The 23181-nt window shown below is 53.7% G+C and carries 23 protein-coding genes and 2 tRNA genes; 16 read left to right on the forward strand and 9 right to left on the reverse strand.

Annotation, left to right across the window (positions count from 1 at the left end):
• The first annotated feature begins 35 nt into the window (after nt 1-35).
• From efeO to ACOTY5_RS04020, 4 genes are all read left to right on the forward strand, one after another.
• A complete protein-coding gene (gene efeO, locus ACOTY5_RS04005) occupies nt 36-1163 on the forward strand; it encodes an iron uptake system protein EfeO (RefSeq protein WP_032670154.1) in 1128 nt (375 codons plus the stop codon).
• 3 nt (nt 1164-1166) lie between these two features.
• Nucleotides 1167-2450, forward strand: a complete 1284-nt coding sequence (gene efeB, locus ACOTY5_RS04010; RefSeq protein WP_023296295.1) for an iron uptake transporter deferrochelatase/peroxidase subunit — start codon at nt 1167-1169, stop codon at nt 2448-2450.
• A gap of 500 nt (nt 2451-2950) precedes the next feature.
• Nucleotides 2951-3742 (forward strand): phosphate starvation-inducible protein PhoH, encoded by a 792-nt coding sequence (gene phoH, locus ACOTY5_RS04015; RefSeq protein ID WP_032670149.1) that lies wholly within the window; start codon nt 2951-2953, stop codon nt 3740-3742.
• Nucleotides 3743-4160: 418 nt separating this feature from the next.
• Nucleotides 4161-5666, forward strand: coding sequence for an alanine/glycine:cation symporter family protein (locus ACOTY5_RS04020; RefSeq protein ID WP_017384761.1), 1506 nt, complete (start codon nt 4161-4163; stop codon nt 5664-5666).
• A gap of 244 nt (nt 5667-5910) precedes the next feature.
• On the opposite strand, the gene ACOTY5_RS04025 is transcribed toward ACOTY5_RS04020, so the two are convergent.
• The 3 genes from ACOTY5_RS04025 to ACOTY5_RS04035 all read right to left on the reverse strand — a co-directional run bounded on the left by ACOTY5_RS04025 (nt 5911) and on the right by ACOTY5_RS04035 (nt 7693).
• A tRNA-Ser gene (locus ACOTY5_RS04025) sits at nt 5911-5998 on the reverse strand.
• A gap of 137 nt (nt 5999-6135) precedes the next feature.
• Nucleotides 6136-6813 (reverse strand): isochorismatase family protein, encoded by a 678-nt coding sequence (locus ACOTY5_RS04030; RefSeq protein WP_003858068.1) that lies wholly within the window; start codon nt 6811-6813, stop codon nt 6136-6138.
• A 19-nt stretch (nt 6814-6832) separates the two neighbouring features.
• Complete coding sequence (locus ACOTY5_RS04035; protein WP_045141449.1) at nt 6833-7693, reverse strand: pirin family protein; 861 nt, start codon at nt 7691-7693, stop codon at nt 6833-6835.
• A 109-nt stretch (nt 7694-7802) separates the two neighbouring features.
• On the opposite strand from ACOTY5_RS04035, the gene ACOTY5_RS04040 reads away from it, so the two are divergent.
• The gene (locus ACOTY5_RS04040) at nt 7803-8708 is read left to right on the forward strand and encodes a LysR family transcriptional regulator (protein ID WP_045141450.1); all 906 of its coding nucleotides are present in this window, start codon (nt 7803-7805) and stop codon (nt 8706-8708) included.
• A 131-nt stretch (nt 8709-8839) separates the two neighbouring features.
• Here ACOTY5_RS04040 and ACOTY5_RS04045 read toward each other — a convergent pair.
• Nucleotides 8840-8927 (reverse strand) — tRNA-Ser (locus ACOTY5_RS04045).
• Nucleotides 8928-9156: 229 nt separating this feature from the next.
• Between ACOTY5_RS04045 and ghrA the strand changes: the two genes are divergently transcribed.
• The 4 genes from ghrA to ACOTY5_RS04065 all read left to right on the forward strand — a co-directional run bounded on the left by ghrA (nt 9157) and on the right by ACOTY5_RS04065 (nt 12070).
• Nucleotides 9157-10095, forward strand: a complete 939-nt coding sequence (gene ghrA / locus ACOTY5_RS04050; protein WP_045141451.1) for a glyoxylate/hydroxypyruvate reductase GhrA — start codon at nt 9157-9159, stop codon at nt 10093-10095.
• Between the two features lie 84 nt (nt 10096-10179).
• A complete protein-coding gene (locus ACOTY5_RS04055; RefSeq protein ID WP_003858061.1) occupies nt 10180-10917 on the forward strand; it encodes a phosphatase in 738 nt (245 codons plus the stop codon).
• Between the two features lie 19 nt (nt 10918-10936).
• Nucleotides 10937-11491, forward strand: a complete 555-nt coding sequence (locus ACOTY5_RS04060) for a TorD/DmsD family molecular chaperone (RefSeq protein WP_003858059.1) — start codon at nt 10937-10939, stop codon at nt 11489-11491.
• Nucleotides 11492-11587: 96 nt separating this feature from the next.
• Entirely contained in the window at nt 11588-12070 is a 483-nt protein-coding gene (locus ACOTY5_RS04065) for a DUF1097 domain-containing protein (protein WP_072159654.1), read from the forward strand.
• A 43-nt stretch (nt 12071-12113) separates the two neighbouring features.
• On the opposite strand, the gene csgG is transcribed toward ACOTY5_RS04065, so the two are convergent.
• From csgG to csgD, 4 genes are read right to left on the reverse strand one after another with little or no spacing between them, the layout of a single operon-like run.
• On the reverse strand, nt 12114-12947 hold the full coding sequence (csgG, locus tag ACOTY5_RS04070) for a curli production assembly/transport protein CsgG (protein ID WP_003858055.1): 834 nt from the start codon (nt 12945-12947) through the stop codon (nt 12114-12116).
• Nucleotides 12948-12973: 26 nt separating this feature from the next.
• On the reverse strand, nt 12974-13390 hold the full coding sequence (gene csgF, locus ACOTY5_RS04075; protein WP_003858054.1) for a curli production assembly/transport protein CsgF: 417 nt from the start codon (nt 13388-13390) through the stop codon (nt 12974-12976).
• A 26-nt stretch (nt 13391-13416) separates the two neighbouring features.
• A complete protein-coding gene (gene csgE / locus ACOTY5_RS04080; protein WP_003858052.1) occupies nt 13417-13806 on the reverse strand; it encodes a curli production assembly/transport protein CsgE in 390 nt (129 codons plus the stop codon).
• Nucleotides 13807-13810: 4 nt separating this feature from the next.
• Nucleotides 13811-14461 carry a biofilm master transcriptional regulator CsgD gene (gene csgD / locus ACOTY5_RS04085; RefSeq protein WP_045141452.1) on the reverse strand — a complete coding sequence of 217 codons (651 nt, stop codon included), beginning with the start codon at nt 14459-14461 and terminating at the stop codon, nt 13811-13813.
• A gap of 743 nt (nt 14462-15204) precedes the next feature.
• Here csgD and csgB point away from each other — a divergent pair.
• The 5 genes from csgB to ymdB all read left to right on the forward strand — a co-directional run bounded on the left by csgB (nt 15205) and on the right by ymdB (nt 17635).
• Nucleotides 15205-15660 (forward strand): curli minor subunit CsgB, encoded by a 456-nt coding sequence (gene csgB / locus ACOTY5_RS04090; RefSeq protein WP_032647963.1) that lies wholly within the window; start codon nt 15205-15207, stop codon nt 15658-15660.
• Between the two features lie 39 nt (nt 15661-15699).
• The gene (csgA, locus tag ACOTY5_RS04095) at nt 15700-16155 is read left to right on the forward strand and encodes a curli major subunit CsgA (protein WP_003858043.1); all 456 of its coding nucleotides are present in this window, start codon (nt 15700-15702) and stop codon (nt 16153-16155) included.
• A 56-nt stretch (nt 16156-16211) separates the two neighbouring features.
• Nucleotides 16212-16544 (forward strand): curli assembly chaperone CsgC, encoded by a 333-nt coding sequence (csgC, locus tag ACOTY5_RS04100; RefSeq protein ID WP_017384752.1) that lies wholly within the window; start codon nt 16212-16214, stop codon nt 16542-16544.
• Between the two features lie 153 nt (nt 16545-16697).
• Nucleotides 16698-17018 carry a type 1 fimbrial protein gene (locus ACOTY5_RS04105; protein WP_045141453.1) on the forward strand — a complete coding sequence of 107 codons (321 nt, stop codon included), beginning with the start codon at nt 16698-16700 and terminating at the stop codon, nt 17016-17018.
• An 80-nt stretch (nt 17019-17098) separates the two neighbouring features.
• Nucleotides 17099-17635 (forward strand): O-acetyl-ADP-ribose deacetylase, encoded by a 537-nt coding sequence (gene ymdB / locus ACOTY5_RS04110; RefSeq protein ID WP_015570849.1) that lies wholly within the window; start codon nt 17099-17101, stop codon nt 17633-17635.
• A 41-nt stretch (nt 17636-17676) separates the two neighbouring features.
• Here the strand turns inward: ymdB and mdoC are convergent, their stop codons facing one another.
• Entirely contained in the window at nt 17677-18816 is a 1140-nt protein-coding gene (gene mdoC / locus ACOTY5_RS04115; protein ID WP_017384749.1) for a glucans biosynthesis protein MdoC, read from the reverse strand.
• 255 nt (nt 18817-19071) lie between these two features.
• On the opposite strand from mdoC, the gene mdoG reads away from it, so the two are divergent.
• Together mdoG and mdoH are read left to right on the forward strand one after the other, a co-directional pair.
• A complete protein-coding gene (gene mdoG / locus ACOTY5_RS04120; protein ID WP_015570847.1) occupies nt 19072-20625 on the forward strand; it encodes a glucans biosynthesis protein MdoG in 1554 nt (517 codons plus the stop codon).
• Nucleotides 20618-23146 carry a glucans biosynthesis glucosyltransferase MdoH gene (gene mdoH / locus ACOTY5_RS04125; protein WP_003858032.1) on the forward strand — a complete coding sequence of 843 codons (2529 nt, stop codon included), beginning with the start codon at nt 20618-20620 and terminating at the stop codon, nt 23144-23146. The genes mdoG and mdoH overlap by 8 nt, the downstream gene beginning before the upstream one ends.
• Nucleotides 23147-23181 lie beyond the last annotated feature (35 nt).

The raw sequence follows: 23181 nt of genomic DNA on the forward strand, positions 1-23181 counted from the left end.
GTTTTAGTTACAACATACTTTTAAAGGGATGAGTCATGGCCATTCAGTTCCGTCGTAGTGCGTTACGCGCAGGCATTGCCGCGCTGTTCGTGTCTGCCTTCACCGCTCAGGCGGCAGATATTCCGCAGGTAAAAGTCACCGTCAACGATAAACAGTGCGAGCCGATGACCATCACGGTTAACAGCGGTAAAACGCAGTTTATTATTCAGAACCACAGCCAGAAGGCGCTGGAGTGGGAAATCCTGAAAGGCGTGATGGTGGTGGAAGAGCGCGAGAATATCGCGCCGGGCTTCAGCCAGAAGATGACCGCAAATCTTCAGCCCGGGGAATATGACATGACCTGCGGCCTGCTGACTAACCCGAAAGGTAAGCTGATCGTCAAAGGCGCAGCGACGGCGGACGCGGCCAAAGGCACGGCGCTGCTGAGCCTCGGCGACGCCATTACCGCCTATAAAGCCTACGTCACCAAAGAGACAGCGGACCTGGTGGCAGGCACCAAAGCCTTTACCGACGCGGTGAAAGCGGGCGACATCGAAAAAGCGAAATCCCTGTATGCGCCTACCCGTCAGCACTACGAGCGCATTGAGCCGATTGCCGAACTGTTCTCTGACCTCGATGGCAGCATTGACGCCCGTGAAGACGACTATGAGCAGAAGGCCGCCGATCCGAAATTCACCGGCTTCCACCGTCTGGAAAAAGCCCTGTTTGGCGATAACTCCACCAGTGGGATGGAGAAATACGCCGAGCAGCTCAACAGCGACGTGCTGGAGCTGCAAAAACGCATCAGCGAGCTGGCATTCCCACCGTCGAAAGTGGTGGGTGGCGCAGCGGGCCTGATTGAAGAAGTGGCCGCCAGCAAAATCAGCGGTGAAGAAGATCGTTACAGCCACACCGACCTGTGGGACTTCCAGGCGAACGTCGACGGCGCACAGAAAATTGTCGATCTGCTGAGGCCTCAGCTGCAAAAAGAGAACGGCGAGCTGCTGGCGAAAGTGGATGCCAACTTTAAGAAAGTTGACGCTATCCTGGCGAAATACCGCACCAAAGACGGGTTCGAAACCTACGACAAGCTGACCGATGCTGACCGTAACGCGCTGAAAGGCCCGATAACCACCCTGGCGGAAGATCTCTCCCTGCTGCGTGGCGTACTGGGTCTGGATTAAGCGATGAACAAGCATGACGAATACGACGTGGCGGAACCTTCCCGACGTCGGTTGTTAAAAGGGGTAGGGGCGCTGGGCGGCGCGTTTGCCCTGGCGGGAGGCTGTCCGGTGGCGCATGCGGCAAAACCGCAAAGCGCCCCTGGCACGCTCTCCCCGGATGCGCGTATGGAAACGCAGCCGTTTTATGGTGAGCACCAGGCGGGGATCCTGACGCCACAGCAGGCCTCGATGATGCTGGTGGCTTTCGATTCGCTGGCGAGTGATAAAGCCGACCTTGAGCGTCTGTTCAGGCTGTTGACCACGCGTATTGCCTTCCTCACCGCCGGCGGTCCCGCACCGGAAACACCGAATCCGCGCTTGCCGCCGATGGATTCCGGCATCCTCGGCGCGTTTATCGCTCCCGATAATCTGACCATCACCGTGTCGGTGGGGGAATCGCTGTTTGATGATCGCTACGGACTGGCGAAGCAGAAGCCGAAAGCGCTGCAAAAAATGACGCGATTCCCGAATGATTCTCTCGACGCGGCGCTGTGCCACGGCGATCTGCTGTTGCAGATCTGCGCTAATACCCAGGATACGGTGATCCATGCCCTGCGCGATATTATCAAGCACACCCCGGATCTGCTGAGCGTGCGCTGGAAGCGGGAAGGTTTTATCTCTGACCACGCCGCGCGCAGTAAAGGGAAAGAGACGCCGGTCAACCTGCTGGGCTTCAAAGACGGCACCGCCAACCCGGACAGCAGCAATACCGCGTTGATGAAGAACGTGGTATGGGTGACGGCGGATCAGGGCGAACCGGCCTGGGCGGTCGGAGGCACCTATCAGGCGGTGCGTATCATTCAGTTCCACGTGGAGTTCTGGGACCGCACGCCGCTGAAAGAGCAGCAAACTATCTTCGGTCGCGATAAGCAAACCGGCGCACCGCTCGGCATGAAGCACGAGCACGATGAACCCGACTACGCCCGCGATCCGAACGGGGATGTCATCGCGCTGGACAGCCATATTCGCCTCGCCAATCCTCGCACCAAAGAGACGCAATCCAGCCTGATGATGCGCAGGGGCTACAGCTACTCGCTGGGGGTGACCAACTCCGGTCAGCTTGATATGGGACTGCTGTTTGTCTGCTATCAGCACGATCTGGAGAAGGGATTCCTCACCGTGCAGAAGCGGCTCAACGGCGAAGCGCTGGAGGAATATATTAAGCCCATCGGCGGCGGCTATTTCTTTGCCCTGCCCGGCGCGCGTGACGCGAACGCCTGGCTCGCTCAGGGTCTGATAGAAGCCTGATAATCGTCCCTGCGACAGTTCGCGGGGACATTATTTTTTCGAAGGACTATCTTATTGTTATATTTCTGTAATATTTCTATATAAGACTGATTTTCCATGTAGGGGTAGTCCTAAAAGTTGCATTCAGGTAAAATAAATGTTGCATTTATGATAATTCCTGATGTACTTAAGAGAAGACAGCGGTAGTTCCCGGCAGTGATGCTAACTCACTATGGAGATCGCGAATGGTTGCGTCCTGTACTGGACAAGGTAAACACATCAACCGCAGTACCCGGCGCGGAGGCTCAGACTCCGGCAGCGATTTCTTCACCACCAAATTCTCTCCTTCACCTCAAGAACCTTTTTCTACCGACGTGCATAACGGTGCGCGTAGCCGTTGTATATCGTCATCCGGTAATGCAAGCAATGGCTTACAAGGAAGCCAACCCTCTGATGTTCGTGCGCATAATCGTGCCGATGCTGGCGCGTGTGATGAATACCAACAACTCAAGGTGCTATCCATGGGAAGACAGAAAGCAGTGATCAAAGCTCGTCGTGAAGCAAAACGTGTGCTGAGACGGGATTCACGTAGCCATAAGCAGCGTGAAGAAGAATCGGTCACCTCGCTTGTGCAGATGAGCGGCGTAGAATCCATTGGCATGGCGCGGGACAGCCGCGATGCATCGCCAATTGTGGCGCGGAATGAAGCTCAGGCGCACTACCTGAATGCTATCGAGAGTAAACAGCTCATCTTTGCAACCGGGGAAGCCGGATGCGGGAAAACCTGGATCAGCGCCGCCAAAGCGGCGGAGGCGCTGATTCATAAGGACGTGGAAAGGATCATCGTTACCCGTCCGGTACTGCAAGCGGATGAAGATCTGGGCTTCCTGCCCGGCGATATTTCCGAGAAGTTTGCCCCGTACTTCAGGCCCGTCTATGACGTGCTGGTGAAGCGGTTGGGCGCTTCCTTTATGCAGTACTGCCTGCGACCAGAGATTGGCAAGGTGGAAATCGCGCCGTTCGCCTATATGCGCGGACGTACATTTGAAAATGCGGTCGTTATTCTTGACGAGGCTCAGAACGTGACCGCTGCGCAAATGAAGATGTTTTTAACGCGCCTCGGGGAGAACGTGACGGTTATCGTCAACGGCGATATTACCCAGTGTGACCTGCCGTCGGGCGTGAAGTCCGGCCTGAGCGATGCCATGTCACGTTTTGATGAAGATGAGATGATAGGGGTGGTCCGCTTCACAAAAGAGGACTGCGTCCGCTCAGCGCTGTGCCAACGAACGCTGGAAGTGTACTCCGACTAAGATCATTTCACATTTTAAGTCATTTCTTCCCGGCGTTATGCCGGGAAGCTTCCTTTATTCCCTCTGCACGCGTGGCTTTTTTAAATCATATTTATTTCCTATAGCATTCAACAGGATGTACGCCCCGTTTTGCGGTAATAATAATATTACTGTTAATTTGCTGCGAACGCTTTTTATACAGGTCACGGAAATGTGATATGTATTTATAATACCCACAAAATATCTATGAATATAATGATCATGCTAATTATTGGTTTAAAATTAAACGTGAATGTTGTCACAGAACATGACTAAGCAGTAAAAATTAAGTTGGTGTCTTTTGGGTAATTATCTATGTTTCGTACTTGTTCAGACAAAATTCTAAAAAGAAACTCGCCAGGGGATCGTTTCCTCTGGAACATCACGCTAAGGGTCATACATGAACGAACTGGTTAGTGCAATTAATGGTGTTATCTGGAGCCCGGCGTTAATATTTTTATGTCTGGGTGTCGGCCTCTATTTCTCGCTGCGTAGTCGCTTTCTGCAATTACGGCATATAAAACTTATGATTACCCTGATGTTTCAGGGGCGTCCTACCGAGGCAGGCGTGTCGTCGTTTCAGGCGCTGACGATGACGCTGGCGGGCCGCGTGGGGACAGGGAATATTGCCGGTGTAGCGACCGCCATTACCTTTGGTGGACCCGGTGCGCTTTTCTGGATGTGGATCGTGGCATTTTTGGGGGCGAGCTCTGCTTTTGTCGAATCCACGTTAGGGCAGGTTTATAAAGAGAAAATTAACGGCGAATATCGTGGTGGTCCTGCCTTTTATATTGAGAAAGGGTTAGGCGTGAAGTGGTACGCATGGTTATTTGCCATCGTAACGATTTTCTCCTGCGGATTATTACTGCCAGGTGTGCAGGCAAACTCTATTGGTGCGAGCCTGGATATTGCCTTTGGTCTGAGCCCAAATGTCACGGCGGCGTTACTTGCTGTGCTGTTGAGTTTTATTATTTTTGGTGGCGTAAAAAGGATTGCCAGCTTTAGCAGCATGGTGGTTCCGTTTATGGCGCTCGGCTATATTATTGTGGCGTGCGTGATTATCGCTATCAATATTGATCAGCTTCCTTCAGTTATATTGCTGATCTGGAAAAGTGCTTTTGGCCTTGAAGCTGGGTTTGGCGCTATTCTGGGCCAGGCCATCATGTGGGGCGTGAAGCGTGGCGTCTATTCCAACGAGGCGGCGCAGGGTACCGGGCCACATGCCTCCTCGGCGGCGGCCGTAAGCCATCCGGTGAAACAGGGGCTGGTTCAGGCGTTCTCCGTGTACATCGACACGCTGTTTGTCTGCTCCGCGACCGGGTTTATGCTGTTGATCACCGGGCTGTATAACGTGCAGGGCGTCGACGGCGCAGCGCTCTATACCGGAATAGCGGGCGTGGCCGCAGGACCGGGATATGTCCAGACGGCAATGGAAAGTATGATGCCGGGCTTCGGTAATTATTTTGTTGCCATCGCGCTGTTCTTCTTTGCCTTCACCACGATCATTGCTTACTACTACATCGCTGAAACGAATATCGCCTACATCAACCGTAAGATTCATCGCCCGTGGCTGACGTTCCTGCTCAAGCTGTGTCTGATGGCTTCGACGGTATATGGCACGGTACGCACCGCGGATCTGGCCTGGGGATTAGGGGATATCGGCGTAGGGCTGATGGCATGGCTCAACATTATTGCCATCGTTCTGTTGCATAAAAAAGCGTTTGCCAGCCTGAAGGATTATGAAATCCAGAATGCACAGGGGTTGGATCCACACTTTGACCCGGTTCGGCTGGGGATTAAAAATGCGGATTACTGGCTGGAGGAGCGTAAGGATGAAGCGGGTTTGAATATTGGCCAGAGACTTGCTCCCGAGGGAAAGCAACCGGCTGGAAAGCTGAATAGCTGAGGAATGGTTGAGACAGGCCCGTGCTTTTGTACGGGCTTTTTTTTGTAGGTGAGGCAGCTCGTGTCGCACCGGGGGGGATTGACTCGCTTCGCTCGCCCTGCGGGCAGCCTGTTCGCTATGCTCTCAGTCTGTCCAACTGGCTGCCGCCAGTTGTCGAACCCCAGTCGGGGGTTCTCATCCCCCCCTTTTCGGAGAATATAAAAGAAAAAAGCCCGTACTTTCGTACGAGCTCTCATCTTAAATATGGCGGTGAGGGGGGGATTCGAACCCCCGATACGTTGCCGTATACACACTTTCCAGGCGTGCTCCTTCAGCCACTCGGACACCTCACCATATTGTTTTGCTGCCTGACCGCTTGGGGGGCAACGGGGCGCTACTATAGGGAGTTGCGCTAAAACGGTCAAGCAGATTTTCAGCATTCGTGCTTGTTCGGTTAAGCCTTAATCAGCTTATGTCGCAGCGCGCAGGATTAACGCTGCGAATCGAGCACTTCGCTATTTTTCACCACGTCCTGCGCTTTGCTGTAGCTTTCGATCAGCAGCTGGTAGGCCGGGAAGATGTGTGTGTACACCTCAGCCCATTCACCCGCATCTTCACGGTTCCACGTGCGCTGAATTTCGGAAGCAACAGCAGCCGTGTCCATCGGCACCACGCCTGCCTGCACCACGCGCGCCAGGGTGATCTCCTGCGCCATTTTGCTGTAGGTGCCGGAGGCATCAATCACCGCAAACACTTTATATCCGTCCGCCACCGCGCTGATGGACGGGAAGGCCATGCAGACGCTGGTGATCGTCCCCGCGATAATCAGCGTTTTGCGCCCGGTGGCTTTCACCGCCGCCACGAACTCCGGGTTATCCCAGGCGTTGATCTCACCCTTGCGTGCCACATACTGTGCGTGCGGCGCGTTGGCGTGGATCTCCGGGATAAGCGGGCCGTTCGGTCCCTGTGGAACCGACGCCGTGGTGATCACCGGGATCTTCGCCAGCGAGGCGATTTTTGCCAGCGCTGCTGCACGGGCGCGCAGCTCAGGCATTGGCATGTCTCCTACGGTCTGGAACAGCCCGCTCTGGTGATCGATAAGCAGCATAACGGCATCGTTTACGTCAATAACGGGACGTGCACCGTTGAAGTTTGCAGGGGTAGACATAATGCGCTCCTTATTACGTTTAGATTTGGCCAAAGCGGCCGGAGTTGAAATCGCGAATAGCCTCGGCAATTTCGGTTTTACTGTTCATCACAAACGGGCCATAGCCCACGATGGGTTCATTCAGCGGCTCCCCGGCCATCAGCAGCACTTTGGCATCGCTGCTGGCTTCGAGATGCAGTTTGTCACCGCTCTGACTCAGCACGACCAGTTGCGCCTCACCGGCAGGCGTGGTGCCGTTCACCGTCACGCTGCCTTCAACGACAACCAGCGCCGTGCTCCAGCCTTCGGGCTGATTGAGCGTCAGATGGCTACCCTGGCGCAGCGCGAGATCCCACACGTTCAGCGGTGAGAAGGTATGCGCCGGGCCGGTTACCTCTCCAAAACGGCCAGCAATCACGCGCAATGTTCCGCTGTTATCCGGCAGGGTGACCACCGGGATATCCGACTGAGTGATGCTCTGGTAGCCAGGCGTCGCCATTTTGTCTTTAGCGGGCAGGTTGACCCACAGCTGCATCATTTTCAGTTCACCGCCTTTCTGCGAAAACGCGCTGGAGTGGAACTCCTCGTGCAAAATACCTGCGCCTGCCGTTATCCACTGCACATCGCCTGGGCCAATAACGCCGCCTCTGCCAGTGGAATCACGGTGCTCCACTTCGCCTGAGTAGACGATGGTCACCGTTTCAAAACCGCGATGAGGATGCTCGCCCACGCCGCGTTTCGCGCCGTCCGCCGGGAAGGTATGCGGTCCGGCGTAGTCCAGCAGCAGGAACGGGCTCAGGGGCTCGCCGTGCGTCTGGTAAGAAAACATCGAACGAACCGGAAAACCGTCACCGACCCAGTGCGGACGAGGTGCGGTATACACGCCTGTTACGTTTTTCATGATTAACTCCTGATGTCCTGTTGATGGAATTAGCTTATATTCAGGGCTAATATCCCGGTAGATAGCAAAAATGACATTCACTGTTCCTTAAATGGAACAATGGAGGCGTATGCAGGATCTCAATGATTTCGTATGGTTTGTGAAGGTGGTGGAGCATGGCGGCTTTGCGGCGGCGGGGCGGGCGCTCGATCAGCCTAAGTCGAAACTGAGCCGTCGGATTGCGCAGCTGGAAGAACGCCTGGGCGTTCGGTTGATACAACGTACCACGCGGCAGTTTGCGGTGACGGAGGTGGGGCAGACATTCTATCAGCACTGTAAAGCCATGCTGGTGGAAGCTGAAGCTGCGGAGGAGGCGGTGGCTGCTTTACAGGCTGAGCCGCGCGGTATGGTCCGGATCACCTGTCCTGTCACCTTGCTGCACGTTCACGTGGGGCCCATGCTGGCACGGTTTATGGCGCGCTATCCAGGGATCAACCTCCAGCTCGAAGCCACCAACCGCCGGGTCGATCTGGTGGCGGAGGGGGTGGATGTGGCGATCCGCGTTCGTCCGCGCCCGTTTGATGACAGCGATCTGGTATTAAGGGTGCTGGCGGACAGGGGGCACTGTCTGGTTGCCGGGCAGGCACTGATTGAACGGATGGGCAACCCGGCGATGCCCTCTGAACTCAGCGAGTGGCCGGGGTTAAGTATGGGGGCGGGCAAGCACCTGCATAAGTGGGAATTGAGCGGGCCGGAGGGCGCAAAGGCAGAAATTCACTTCACGCCGCGCCTGGTGACTACCGACATGCTGGCGCTGCGGGAGGCGGCGATGGCGGGCGTGGGCGTGGTACAGCTGCCCATTTTGATGGTGAAGGATCAGCTGGCTTCAGGTGAACTTGTTCGGGTGCTGAATGCCTGGGAACCCAGACGGGAAGTGATCCACGCGGTGTATCCATCCCGGCGCGGCCTGCTGCCATCGGTCAGGACGCTGGTGGATTTTCTGACTGAAGAGTATGCAAAGATGGTTGAGGACTAGCTTTTTGTAGGTCGGGTAAGCGTAGCGCCACCCGACACAATTACCGCAGAGGCTGCAAAGTTCGAACCCCCCACAGGCGTGCAACATGCGAAAAAAAAGCCCGCATTTTCATGCAAGCTCTTCTTGAAATATGGCGGTGAGGGGGGGATTCGAACCCCCGATACGTTGCCGTATACACACTTTCCAGGCGTGCTCCTTCAGCCACTCGGACACCTCACCATATTGTCATCCCGTTGTTGTCGGGACGGGCGCTAATGTAAGGAAAAGCCGTACTGCCGTCAACCCACTTTTTCAGTAATTTAGCGTGTTTAGACAAACTTCAGGCAACCTGATTCCGAAATGTGCGAAATGCGCCTCTTTTATCAGCAACGCGGTTTAGCGATAAATTTGTTATGCTGGCAAGCCAGTTGAAAATGAAAATAAAACAGCGCAATAAAAGGCAATGACTATGGATATTATCTTCTATCACCCCACTTTTGATACGGCTTACTGGATTAACGCGCTCACGGCGGCACTGCCTGGCGCACGCGTTCGCGAATGGAAACAGGGCGATAATGAACATGCCGACTACGCGCTGGTCTGGCATCCCCCGGTCGAAATGCTTCAGGGACGCCGTTTGAAGGCGGTGTTTGCTCTTGGTGCGGGTGTGGATTCCATTCTCAGTAAGCTGAAGGCACACCCTGAAATGCTGCCGGAGGATATTCCCCTGTTTCGTCTGGAAGATACCGGTATGGGGCAGCAGATGCAGGAATATGCCGTGAGCCAGGTGCTGCACTGGTTCCGCCGCTTCGACGATTATCAGGCGTTTAAACAGCAATCCCACTGGGAACCGCTTCCGGATTATCAGCATGAAGATTTCACCATCGGCATCCTCGGCGCGGGTGTACTGGGTTCGAAAGTCGCCGAAGCGCTCGCGCCGTGGGGCTTCCCACTGCGCTGCTGGAGCCGGAGCCGTAAGGATTATCCAGGCGTCGAGAGCTTTGCCGGAACGGACGAACTCCCGGCGTTCCTGAAAGGGACTCGCGTCCTCATTAACCTGCTGCCGAATACGGCGGAAACGGTCGGCATTATCAATGGCACGCTCCTCAACCAGTTGGCAGAAGACAGCTACTTAATGAACCTGGCGCGCGGGGTACACGTTGTGGAAGACGATCTGCTGAAAGCGCTGGATAGCGGTAAACTGAAAGGCGCAATGCTGGATGTCTATAGCCGCGAACCGCTGCCGACAGACAGCCCGCTCTGGGCACATCCGCGCGTGGCGATGACGCCTCATATTGCGGCCGTGACGCGACCGGCGGAGGCCGTGGCGTACATCTCGCATACCATCAGCGAAATAGAGAAGGGCAACACGGTGACCGGACAGGTCGACAGACAGCGAGGCTACTGAGAGAAACCCGGCGTTCGCCGGGTTTTTGCTAATATTCGCCGCTGATAACTGCTATCCTTTGGAAAAACCGCAGAGGAGAGAAAGATGTATCCCGTTGACCTGCATATGCACACCGTCGCCAGTACCCACGCTTACAGTAACCTCCATGATTATATCGCTCAGGCGAAGCTGAAAGGCATTAAACTGTTTGCGATAACCGATCACGGTCCGGATATGGCGGATGCGCCGCACTACTGGCATTTTGTGAATATGCGTATCTGGCCACGCCTGGTGGACGGTATCGGGATACTGCGCGGCATCGAAGCGAACATCAAAAATACTGACGGTGAGATTGACTGCACCGGCCCGATGCTGACCTCGTTAGATCTGATCCTCGCCGGCTTCCACGAGCCGGTCTTTGCGCCCCAGGATAAAGAGACCAACACCGCAGCGATGATTGCCACTATTGCCAGCGGCAACGTGCACATTATCAGCCACCCGGGAAATCCGAAATACCCGATTGATATTCAGGCCGTGGCGCAGGCGGCAGCGAAGCACCGCGTGGCGCTGGAGATTAACAACTCCTCCTTTGTTCACTCGCGTAAGGGCAGTGAAGCCAACTGCCGCGAAGTGGCGGCGGCCGTGCGTGACGCGGGCGGCATGGTGGCGCTGGGCTCTGATTCACACACGGCCTTCACGCTGGGTGATTTCAGCGAGTGCCTGAAAATATTGCGGGACGTGAATTTCCCGGAAGAACAGATCCTGAACGTCACGCCGCGTCGTATGCTCGACTTCCTTGAGTCGCGCGGCATGGCACCGATTGATGAATTTGCCGATCTTTAATTAATAACGGAATAAAAACATGAATGAGTTTTCCATCCTTTGCCGCGTGCTGGGCACCTTATATTACCGCCAGCCGCAGGATCCGCTGCTGGTTCCGCTGTTTACCCTGATTCGTGAAGGTAAACTGGCGCAGAGCTGGCCGCTGGAACAGGATGAGTTGCTGGAACGCTTGCAAAAAAGCTGTGATATGCAGCAGATTTCAACGGATTACAACGCGCTGTTTGTGGGGGAAGAGTGTCGCGTGTCGCCGTATCGTTCTGCCTGGCAGGAAGGTGCGACCGAAGCGGAAGTTCGGGCGTTTCTTTCAGAACGGGGCATGCCGCTGACGGATATGCCTGCCGATCATATCGGTACCCTGCTGCTGGCGGCCTCCTGGATTGAAGATAATGCAGGTGATGATGAGAACGAGGCGATTGAAACCCTGTTCGAAACGTATTTGCTTCCGTGGGTTGGCACCTTCCTGGGTAAAGTTGAAGCCCATGCCACCTCGCCGTTCTGGAGAACGCTGGCTCCGCTGACGCGTGACGCTATCGCTGCCATGTGGGACGAGCTGGAAGAAGAGAACGAAGAGTGATTCGAATCACAAAAATCCTGCAACGATACATTTCAACTTGCACGTAATGTGCTTCTGATCTCATTTCTAAGGTGCGCATCTGCTAAGATGCGCACCATGAACATACTACTTTGTATTGCAATCACGACTGGCATCCTCTCCGGCCTCTGGGGTTGGGTGGCTGTCTCTCTCGGCTTGTTGAGCTGGGCTGGTTTTCTTGGCTGCACGGCCTATTTCGCCTGCCCGCAGGGTGGTCTCAAAGGGCTCTTCATCTCCGGCTGTACTCTGATGAGCGGTGTGATTTGGGCGCTGGTCATTATGAAAGGCAGCGCGCTGGCGCCGCATGTGGAAATCCTGGGGTACGCCATCACCGGCATTGTGGCCTTCCTGATGTGCGTTCAGGCAAAACATCTGCTGTTGTCCTTTGTGCCCGGCACGTTCATGGGTGCCTGCGCGACCTTTGCGGGGCAGGGGGACTGGAAGCTGGTGGTCCCTTCGCTCATGCTGGGGTTACTGTTTGGCTACGCCATGAAGAACAGCGGCCTCTGGCTTGCGGCCCGACGCGAGAAGAGCCAGAGCGTTCCTGCGGTAAGTAAATAAAAAAAGGCGAGACGGAAATCTCGCCTTTTTTATGCGCCGCCGATTATGACTCCGGCGGCACCGACATCTCACGGTATTTCACCAGCACCGCATTACTCACGTCACTTTTATTCTGAAGATCCCACAAGCCGCGATCGATACCGTCATTAATCAGGAAAATCACGCCGGTTTCGATGGCCGACATTAGACACAGCATGACCGGCTCGTTAGAGGTATAGCCAATTTCACCCTCCAGCAGACGCTGGTAATCGATAAAGCGGAACACCCCGGCCTGCACTTCATAAGAGAGAATCGTTTTGCTGGTGGTCACGGAGGATAATATCTCACCCGTGCTCACGTTAACCACGCGCAGGTTGACGGCAATCTGATCCAGCTGATACTGCGTGTCGGCCCCGATGCCAAAGTAACGCGCACCCGCGCCGCCCGATTTCACGTTACTTTCGTAGCCGATAATCGAGCCTTCCACCATGATATTGGCTGCGGTGAGAGACTGTAGCGGCATGCGGTTATTGACGCCAACGGTACCATTCTCCTGCGCGGCACGAATGATTTTTCGTTCGTTAAGCAGGTTTTGCAGCCCCTGACGTTCCAGCGGGATAAACCAGCGAGAATCTTTCAGGGCGGTGACCAGCATTGCGGTGGCGCTCTGCGGTACGGCCGTCGAGAAGTTACTGGCCGGATACGGTTTGAACTGGCCCGTCTCATCCTGAATGTTATAGACCGAGACGAATATCTTCCCGGTAGGGACCGGCAGATGTGTCAGATCCCGGTAGCTCTGGGCACGAGGCATTAGGGTGGGTTTAGCGGCTTCTTTTGGCGGGGCAGTTAAACAACCGCTTAATAAGCACACTGCAACTAAAATAAAAAAGCGCTGCATAATAATTGTCCTTATTTTGGGGTTGTTTAGAAATCAGTTGAACTGGTCTGCAAACCGGAAACCTGGATTGTCGACGTTTTACCGGTTTTTCGGTCTGTCACATTTAACTGAAGCTGCCCGTCTTTATTGGCAATATCGACGATAAAGTCGTTAGTGACCATCCGGCCGGGTTTTCCGGTATTAATGTTGGTTAATAAGCCACCTAATATTTGCGACTGGATGGCCTGAGTGAAATTATCCAGGGCCGACGGGGTCTCGATACCGAAATCATCGTCATAGCTGGGGTCTTTATAGGAGTTTTGAGCCTGAGCCTGGTTAAGCATAAAGGCTCCGTTATTCGGGTTGCCGCCAAAATTAGGGTTGCGGAACTGGAATGTCATATTTCCGGCCCAGCTCAACGGCGCAATGAGCATTAACGAAATCACTGTGTGTGCGAGACGCATTACAGCCTCCGAAATAGGTGTCGTTGCTAGAACTCATCTTTTGCTAAATCGCCTGTGCTCAAAAGGGCTTTGTCTAACTGTAGGCGGTTAATAGCTTCTTCTGTTTGTGCCAGCGCGAAAGCGACGTTCTGATCGAAGTCTCTTTTCGTTGGGAATAAAAAAGTCTGGTAAATAACGTCCTGATTAGCGGTTATTGTGATCCAGCTTCCCCACCGCGCACTGGGCCGTTCGTTGATGGTTAAGTTACCCGGATAATCGCTTTCCCACTTATCGCTGAAGGCACGATAAAAATCGTGTCCGACAGAGGTGACGGTGTGGTCGGTCAACAGTCCGGGAACTTCCACCTCAACAGCCTGAAGGTTTCCGGCAGCAAGCATAATGCCTGCGGCGGCAATCCAACTTAGGGTGCGTTTCATGCTATTAACGCCTGAGGTTATCGTTTGCCCACGACACCGCCTGCGTGCGATTTTTAACAGCTATCTTTTTGAAAAGATTATAAAGATGCGTCTTAACCGTATTTTCGCTGATAAATAACGAACGGGCGATTTCAATATTTGAAGCACCAATACGCAGTTTGTTCAGGATCTCTTTCTCACGGTGCGTCAGAAGGGCCGATTCTGAACTGTTATAGCGATAATTTCCGGAGTGGGTAATGAGGTAGCTGGCCAGTTTTTGCGAGAAATAACACTCCCCGCGCAATATGCCCTGCAAACCTTCCACGACACGGTTTTCTTCTTCAGTGACGTAAAACACGCCGTTAATATGTGGCCAGCTCTCAATTTCGCGGAAAGGATACTCATCAGGCGTATTTAATAACAATACGCGGATATTATTGTTTTTCCTGCTTAAATTATCTTGCCAGTAATGAATGAGTTTTTTATCCGCTTCCATCATATCGAGAAGAATGATGCTGCCAGGAGCGATGTCATCAAAAGAACGTTGAATATTATGCAGTTTCCCGTTAAGGGCCAGGCATTGCTTTAAATGCTGCAATAACGCTGTCGCTTGTAAGGAAGGTTTTGTGATCAACAATAATGTATGACCGGGTAAGCTATGGACTTCATTAAACATGATGAAACCCCACGTTATTTATGACACCCGGCAGCTGCCCTCGTATTATTGAAAAGGGCACCAGAAGTACTGACAGGTGTGGCACTGCTGTGTGTAGTTAAAAAACCTCCTCCAAAGGAGGCGGTAAAATTAAAAACAAATAACGTACTGCTGTTTTCAATCTAGCTATTGCAAACTTTAAAGCAAGTGTTAATCGTGTAACATAATGTAAAATTCGATATTAAGTTGTGTATTTTGCAGAGCTAATAGATTTTAAGGTAAGGGGAAAGTTGTACAGGTGTATAAACATGCACAGATTTTAAAAACCATACTCTATATTATAATGAATTGAATTATCTGGCTTTGTATTATTGTAAGCCAGCCGGTAAAAAGTATGAACTCTGCTAAAAACATAAGACTTCCCTAAGCCAGAATGTTTTCTTAAGAAAACTTGCTTCGTGTCACGCACGTGGCAAAGGGTATTGTCGTTTTTGTCTGAAGAAGCCGGTGCAGGTTGGACAGTCTGTCTCGCTGTTGTACAAGCGCAGGAAGACATTTTTGGTTTCTGCTTCAGGCGTGTATCGCATCGTTTCAGGCGAGATTTACGACTTTGAGGTGAATGAGCATATAAAAATAAGGCACACGGGTGAGATATTAAATATGTTTCGGCAGACATACTCTTTTCCGTAACGCGGCGTTAACAAAACGAATCGCGTTAACGGGTAAAGACATACCTATTTTATAGCCAGGTCCAGGGTGACAGCATGAAAAACAAAACGTTGTTTATGATGTTTACATTACTGGGTGCGCCTGGGTTTGTAATCGCAGGTGATTCAGATTTAGCCAGTTCTGAATATAATTTTGCGATAAATGAATTAAGTAAAGCTTCATACAATCAGGCAGCCATTATTGGTCAACAGGGTTCAGGTAATAATGCTGATGTACGCCAGGGCGGTTCTAAATTGCTGTCCATTATTTCCCAGGAGGGCGGGAATAACCGCGCGCATGTTGATCAGTCAGGGACGTATAACCTTGCTTATATCGATCAGACCGGTAACGGCAACGATGCGAGTATTAAGCAGGGCGCTTTTGGCAACACCGCCATGATTATCCAGAAAGGCTCGGGTAACAGGGCGAATATAACGCAGTATGGTACGCAGAAAACAGCAGTTGTAGTACAGAGACAGTCGCAAATGGCTATTCGCGTTATTCAACGCTAGCGATGTGTGACGCCTTAATCAATCCGATGGGGGTTTACCATGAAACTTTTCAAAGTGGCAGTTATTGCAGCAATCGTAGTTTCTGGCAGTGCTTTCGCAGGTGCGGTACCACAATTTGGCGGCGGCCACGGTGGTGGCTGGGGTGGCGGCAATAACGGCCCTGACTCAACCCTGAGCATTTACCAGTACGGCGGCGGTAACTCCGCGCTTGCTTTGCAGACGGACGCCCGAGATTCTGAATTGACCATTACCCAGCACGGTGGCGGTAACGGCGCAGATGTTGGTCAGGGCTCTGATGACAGTTCTATCGATCTGCTGCAAAAAGGCTTTGGTAACAGCGCCACCATCGACCAGTGGAATAGCAAAGACTCTGTTATCAACGTGAAACAGTTCGGCGGCGGCAACGGCGCGGCGGTAGACCAGACAGCGTCCGGCTCAACGGTGACTGTGCACCAGGTTGGCTTTGGCAACAACGCGACCGCACATCAGTACTGATTCAATTCTGTACCAAAAAACAGGGCATGTGCCCTGTTTTTTTTCGGGAGGATCTCATGAGCACCTTCATTCTCCTTGCTGCGCTTGCCAGCCAGATAACGTTCAGCACCTCACAGCAGGCAAATATGACAACCATTATTCCTCAGGTCACGCTGGCAGACGCCTGCGAATGTCAGGTTGAGGTGTTATCTGTCCGACAGGGGCAAGCGGGACAAAGTACATCGCGGCAGAAAAATACTCTTTTTATACCCGCTAATCAGCCGATTGATTTAACGCGAATCAGTTTAAATATTCGTTCAGGGGATGCGGTAAAAATAATCGTCACCGTTTCCGATGGAAAATCGCTTCATTTATCACAGCAGTGGAACGCACCGGTAAGTACGCTTTAATAATTCATGAAATCAATGATTTAATAAAGTGGCGGCGCTGCACAGGTAAGCTATGCTGATATCAAGAACCCAGTCATCGGGTTGCTTAAATTGATACGTCATAACGGAGCGTTTTTACCCCTCAAGGACGAATTTCATTGAGGAGTACAAATAATGTTCAAATCCGCAGCGTGTATTATTTCTGGTCTGGGACTGATCCTGTCCTCTTTTTTATCTCCGGCTTATTCAGCAACTATAGAAGATGGTGGGGTGATTCATTTTCGTGGCGCGGTGGTCGCTGACCCGTGCGAAGTCACGCCCCGGCATCAGCAGTTTGCGATCTCCTGTCCGGAAAATAACCGTATGAAAACGCATACCATCAGTTATGACGAGGCGCTCCGGGGCCATCATCCTCATTCAGCTCTGGCCGCTGTCAGCATGAAATACCTGAATGAACAGAAAACGCTTGCGGTCGTTCAGGTGGATTACCGCTAACCGACGTTTTTTTCACGGCAGTTTTTCTCCTTCTCCCTCTGCGATACACTGATGAAAAAGGCGGGTTGCAGAGGGTGTTTATGAGACCGCAAATCGACGTTATTCATGGCGATATCACGACGGTACACGTTGACGTGATCGTCAACGCAGCCAATTCCTCCCTGATGGGTGGGGGCGGGGTGGACGGTGCCATTCACCGGGCCGCAGGCCCTCAACTCCTTGAAGCATGCAAAACCGTGCGTCAGCAGCAGGGAGAGTGCCCGCCGGGGCATGCTGTTATTACGCTTGCAGGCGATCTCCCGGCCAAAGCGGTGATCCATACCGTTGGACCCGTCTGGCACGGTGGCGACCGCCATGAGGCTGAGATTCTGGAGCAGGCGTATCGTAACTGCCTGCGGCTTGCGGCGGATAACGGGTACAAGACCATGGCGTTCCCCGCCATTAGCACCGGGGTATACGGTTATCCAAAGGAAGCGGCAGCTACAATCGCCGTGAATACCGTTTATCACTACCTTTCCCTCAAACCCATGCCGGAAAAAGTCATTTTTGTCTGTTTCGATGAGCACACCGCCGACCTGTATCAGCGGATTTTGACCGCGCGCAGCCAGGCATTTTGATGTCTGAAGTGCAAAAACGGCGCCCTGGAGGCGCCGTTTTGTTATCCCGCTTTAACCTGAGGTTTGCCTGAGAACAGGAAACGCAAAAGCGGGATCCGCAGATGGATTTCATACAACACGATGGCAATGCCAACCACAAAGACCAGGCCGGTGAAGAAGCCCAGCGCATTCGAGGCGATATGCGGCGTAATGTACGCCCCGAAAAACAGCGTCAGCGGATGGTGAACCAGGTAGATAAACAGCGAAGCATTAACGAAATAGGTAACGCGGCTGGATTTAAAATTCAGCAGACGATGGCCAAGGGCGAACACTACGTTAACCATCCACAGGCCCATCAGCATCGTTATCACGCTCTCTGTCTCATACATCCACGCGTCCCCGCTGCCATAGCGCTGATTGAGAAGATAGGCGGCAAAGGCCAGCGCAGCACCCACCGCACACCAGGGGGAGGGGGTGGTAAACAGCGCTTTAAGCCGGGGATGAATAAATGCCAGCGCCCCAATCAGGAAGAAGGGAATGTAGAACAGGGTCTGCATCACCACGAAATTAAACAGCCCATCGCTCAGAATGGGAGGGTAGACAATGAGCAGGGTACGCCTGACGGCGGCATACGCGACCCCCAGCGCAAGAAACAGCAGAGATAGCTTGCCCAGGGTGATGTTGGCGAAGAAGGTCGAGGATGCGGTGCTCGCGCGCTGGCGCAGCTGGCTGAAGATCAACAAACTCACCGTGGTTAGCACCACCAGTACCAGCAGGAACCAGAGGTGGGAAATCAGCTCCCAGACCAGGGTGTTGTATTTCTCATAGAAGGAGAGATTCGGCCAGTTTTCCGCCTTGCCTTTAACATGCTGCAACATGATGAACTGCGGCAGCGTCAGCAGCGGAATGGCCGTCAACATCGGTATGCCCACGCGCTCCACGCGCACTTTCCACCATCGTTTGAGGGGATAGCGCAAGAAGAGCATGTAAGAGAAATAACCGGAAATGACAAAAAACACCTGCATGCGGAAGGCATGGATAAAATCATTAAACAGCGTCAGCCACCAGGAGGGCATCTGGCTGTTCACGTGCCAGGTGTGGCTGGAATAGATCAGTGAAATATGAAAAGGGATCCCCAATAGCATGAGCCATGCGCGGATCGAGTCGAGGAAATATTCACGTTGTACAGGGGTTGTGCTCATATAACTTTGCGCATTCTCAGACTTTTCGCCTTATCCCTAAGGCTCATAATGGTTACATTCGGAGCCAACCCTACACCAAGACCGACACCCTGTCTCCAGGATAAGCACGCAAAGTGAAAAGCGGGTTCTTTCATTTGCTTAATCCATGAGCCAGCGAGCTGAACAAAGCAGTGATAATGTTGTCGGATTGCCTGAGTTTCCATTAAAATGGATCGGATCGATATAAGCACACAAAGGGGGAAGTGCTTACTTATTATGAAACATAAACCACAAATGATGAAAATGCGTTGGTTGGGTGTAGCAGTGCTGTTGTCACTGTATACCTCATCTGCACTGGCCTTTAACATCGATGATGTCGCAAAACAGGCTAAATCGATGGCGGGCAAGAGCTACGAAGCGCCAAAAAGTAACCTGCCCTCCGTTTTCCGCGACATGAAATACGCGGACTATCAGCAGATCCAGTTCAATCACGATAAAGCGTACTGGAACAATATTAAAACCCCGTTCAAGCTTGAATTTTACCACCAGGGTATGTACTTCGACACGCCGGTTGCCATCAACGAAGTGACGGCGACCGCGGTACGCAAAATCAAGTACAGCCCGGATTATTTCAATTTTGGCGATGTGCAACACGATAAAGACACGGTGAAAGACCTCGGCTTCGCAGGCTTCAAGGTGCTTTATCCGATTAACAGCAAAGATAAAAACGACGAAATCGTCAGCATGCTTGGCGCCAGCTACTTCCGCGTGATTGGCGCGGGGCAGGTGTACGGGCTTTCTGCGCGCGGTCTGGCAATTGATACCGCGCTGCCATCAGGTGAAGAATTTCCACGTTTTCGCGAGTTCTGGATCGAACGTCCAAAACCAACCGACAAACGTCTGACAATTTATGCGCTGCTGGACTCCCCTCGTGCGACAGGCGCTTATCGCTTCGTGATCATGCCAGGGCGTGACACGGTGGTTGACGTACAGTCTAAAGTTTACCTGCGCGATAAAGTGGGCAAACTGGGCGTCGCGCCGCTGACCAGCATGTTCCTGTTCGGGCCGAACCAGCCCTCTCCGGCGACCAATTTCCGTCCTGAACTGCATGATTCCAACGGCCTCTCCATTCATGCGGGTAACGGCGAGTGGATCTGGCGTCCGCTGAACAACCCGAAACACCTCGCCGTCAGCAGCTTTGCGATGGAAAACCCGCAGGGCTTTGGTCTGCTGCAACGTGGCCGTCAGTTCTCCCGCTTTGAAGATCTGGATGACCGCTACGATCTGCGTCCAAGCGCCTGGGTTACGCCGAAAGGCGACTGGGGTAAAGGCAAGGTTGAGCTGGTTGAAATTCCAACTAACGATGAAACCAACGATAACATTGTGGCGTACTGGACACCGGATCAGCTGCCGGAAGCCGGTAAAGAGATGAACTTCAAGTATGCGATCACCTTCAGCCGTGACGAAGACAAGCTGCACGCACCGGATAACGCGTATGTTATGCAGACGCGTCGTTCGACGGGTGACGTGAAGCAGTCCAACCTGATTCGTCAGCCGGATGGCACGCTGGCATTTATCGTGGACTTCACCGGGCAGGATATGAAAAAACTGGCCCCGGATACTGCCGTGACGGCACAGGCCAGCATTGGCGATAACGGTGAAATCGTTGAGAACGCCGTGCGTTACAACCCGGTCACCAAAGGGTGGCGTTTGACCCTGCGCGTGAAGGTGAAAGATCCGAAACAGACCACTGAAATGCGCGCCGCGCTGGTCAGTAACGATAAGCCGCTGAGTGAAACCTGGAGCTATCAGCTACCTGCCAATGAATAATACATCTGAATATATTGATGCCATGCCGCTGACGGACATTGAAAAAGCGGCACTCCCTGCGAGCGACATCCGCGCGGTTCACACCGCGCTGGATGGTGAACATCGTCACTTTTCCCGTGATGATGATACGCCGCTGGGGTCAGTGAAGGCACGTCTGGAGCAGGCATGGCCGGACTCGCTGGCAGAAGGGCAGCTAATCAAGGATGACGAAGGGCGTGACCAGCTACAGGCGATGCCGAAGGCCACGCGTTCCTCCATGTTCCCCGATCCGTGGCGCACCAACCCGGTGGGCCGCTTCTGGGATCGCCTGCGTGGGCGTGACGTGACGCCGCGCTATCTGTCACGTCTGACCAAAGAACAGCAGGCATCCGAGCAGAAATGGCGTACCGTGGGAACGATTCGTCGTTACATTCTGCTGCTGCTGACGCTGGCGCAGACGGTTGTCGCCACCTGGTACATGAAAACCATTCTGCCGTACCAGGGCTGGGCGTTGATTAACCCTGCTGACATGATTGGCCAGGATATCTGGGTCTCCTTCATGCAGCTGCTGCCGTATATTTTACAGAGCGGCATTCTTCTGCTGTTCGCGGTGCTGTTCTGTTGGGTCTCCGCCGGGTTCTGGACGGCGCTGATGGGCTTCCTGCAACTGCTGATGGGGCGTGACAAATACAGCATTTCCGCGTCGACGGTCGGGGATGAGCCCCTCAATCCTGAGCACCGTACCGCGCTGATCATGCCTATCTGTAACGAAGACGTTGACCGCGTATTCGCCGGGCTGCGTGCCACCTGGGAGTCCGTGAAGGCGACCGGTAACGCGGCGCATTTCGACGTCTATATCCTGAGCGACAGCTACAATCCGGATATCTGCGTGGCGGAGCAAAAAGCCTGGATGGAGCTGATTGCCGAGGTGCAGGGGGAAGGGCAGATCTTCTACCGTCGTCGTCGTCGTCGTGTTAAGCGTAAGAGCGGAAACATTGATGACTTCTGTCGTCGCTGGGGTAACCAGTACAGCTACATGGTGGTACTGGATGCAGACTCCGTGATGAGCGGCGACTGCCTGAGCGGGCTGGTCCGTCTGATGGAAGCCAACCCGAACGCGGGAATTATTCAGTCCTCGCCAAAAGCGTCCGGTATGGACACGCTGTATGCGCGCTGCCAGCAGTTTGCGACCCGCGTCTACGGGCCGCTGTTTACTGCCGGTCTGCACTTTTGGCAGTTGGGTGAATCCCACTACTGGGGCCACAACGCCATTATCCGCGTGAAGCCATTCATCGAGCACTGCGCCCTGGCGCCGCTGCCGGGTGAAGGGTCGTTTGCCGGGTCCATTCTGTCGCATGACTTTGTGGAAGCTGCGCTGATGCGTCGCGCAGGGTGGGGCGTCTGGATTGCCTACGATCTGCCTGGCTCGTATGAAGAGCTGCCGCCGAACCTGCTGGATGAGCTCAAACGCGACCGCCGCTGGTGTCACGGTAACCTGATGAACTTCCGCCTGTTCCTGGTGAAAGGGATGCACCCTGTTCACCGTGCGGTGTTCCTGACGGGCGTTATGTCCTATCTGTCTGCGCCGCTGTGGTTTATGTTCCTGGCGCTCTCAACCGCGTTGCAGGTTGTGCATGCCCTGACGGAGCCGCAGTATTTCCTGCAACCGCGCCAGCTGTTCCCGGTGTGGCCGCAGTGGCGTCCGGAGCTTGCGATCGCGCTGTTCGCGTCGACCATGGTGCTGCTGTTCCTGCCTAAGCTGCTCAGTATCATTCTGATCTGGTGCAAAGGTTCGAAGGAGTACGGTGGTTTCTGCCGCGTGACCCTTTCACTGCTGCTGGAAGTGCTGTTCTCGGTCCTGCTGGCGCCGGTGCGTATGCTGTTCCATACGGTGTTTGTGGTGAGCGCGTTCCTGGGATGGGAAGTGGTGTGGAATTCACCGCAGCGTGACGATGACTCTACGCCGTGGAGTGAAGCCTTTATGCGCCACGGCTCTCAGCTGCTGCTGGGCCTGGTGTGGGCCGTTGGTATGGCCTGGCTGGATCTGCGTTTCCTGTTCTGGCTTGCGCCGATTGTGTTCTCGCTGATCCTGTCGCCGTTTGTATCGGTGATCTCCAGCCGTTCCACGGTGGGCCTGCGTACCAAACGCTGGAAGCTGTTCCTGATCCCGGAAGAGTATTCTCCGCCGCAGGTGCTGGTGGATACCGATACCTATCTGGAGCAGAACCGCAAACGCACGCTGGATGATGGCTTTATGCATGCCGTGTTTAACCCGTCATTCAACGCGCTGGCAACCGCGATGGCGACGGCGCGTCACCGCGCCAGCCAGGTGCTGGAGATCGCCCGCGATCGCCACGTTGAGCAGGCGCTGAACGAGACGCCAGAAAAGCTTAACCGCGACCGTCGTCTGGTGTTGTTGAGCGATCCGGTGACGATGGCACGGCTTCACTACCGCGTGTGGTCCTCTCCGGAGAGATACTCTTCGTGGGTGAACTACTACAAGGACGTGAAGCTCAATCCGCTGGCCCTGAAGGCGAAGTAAGTTGTTAAGTAGGGCGGGTAAGCGAAGCGCCACCC

The organism is Enterobacter cloacae complex sp. SHL018, from assembly GCF_049237905.1.
Taxonomy (GTDB): domain Bacteria; phylum Pseudomonadota; class Gammaproteobacteria; order Enterobacterales; family Enterobacteriaceae; genus Enterobacter; species Enterobacter hormaechei_C.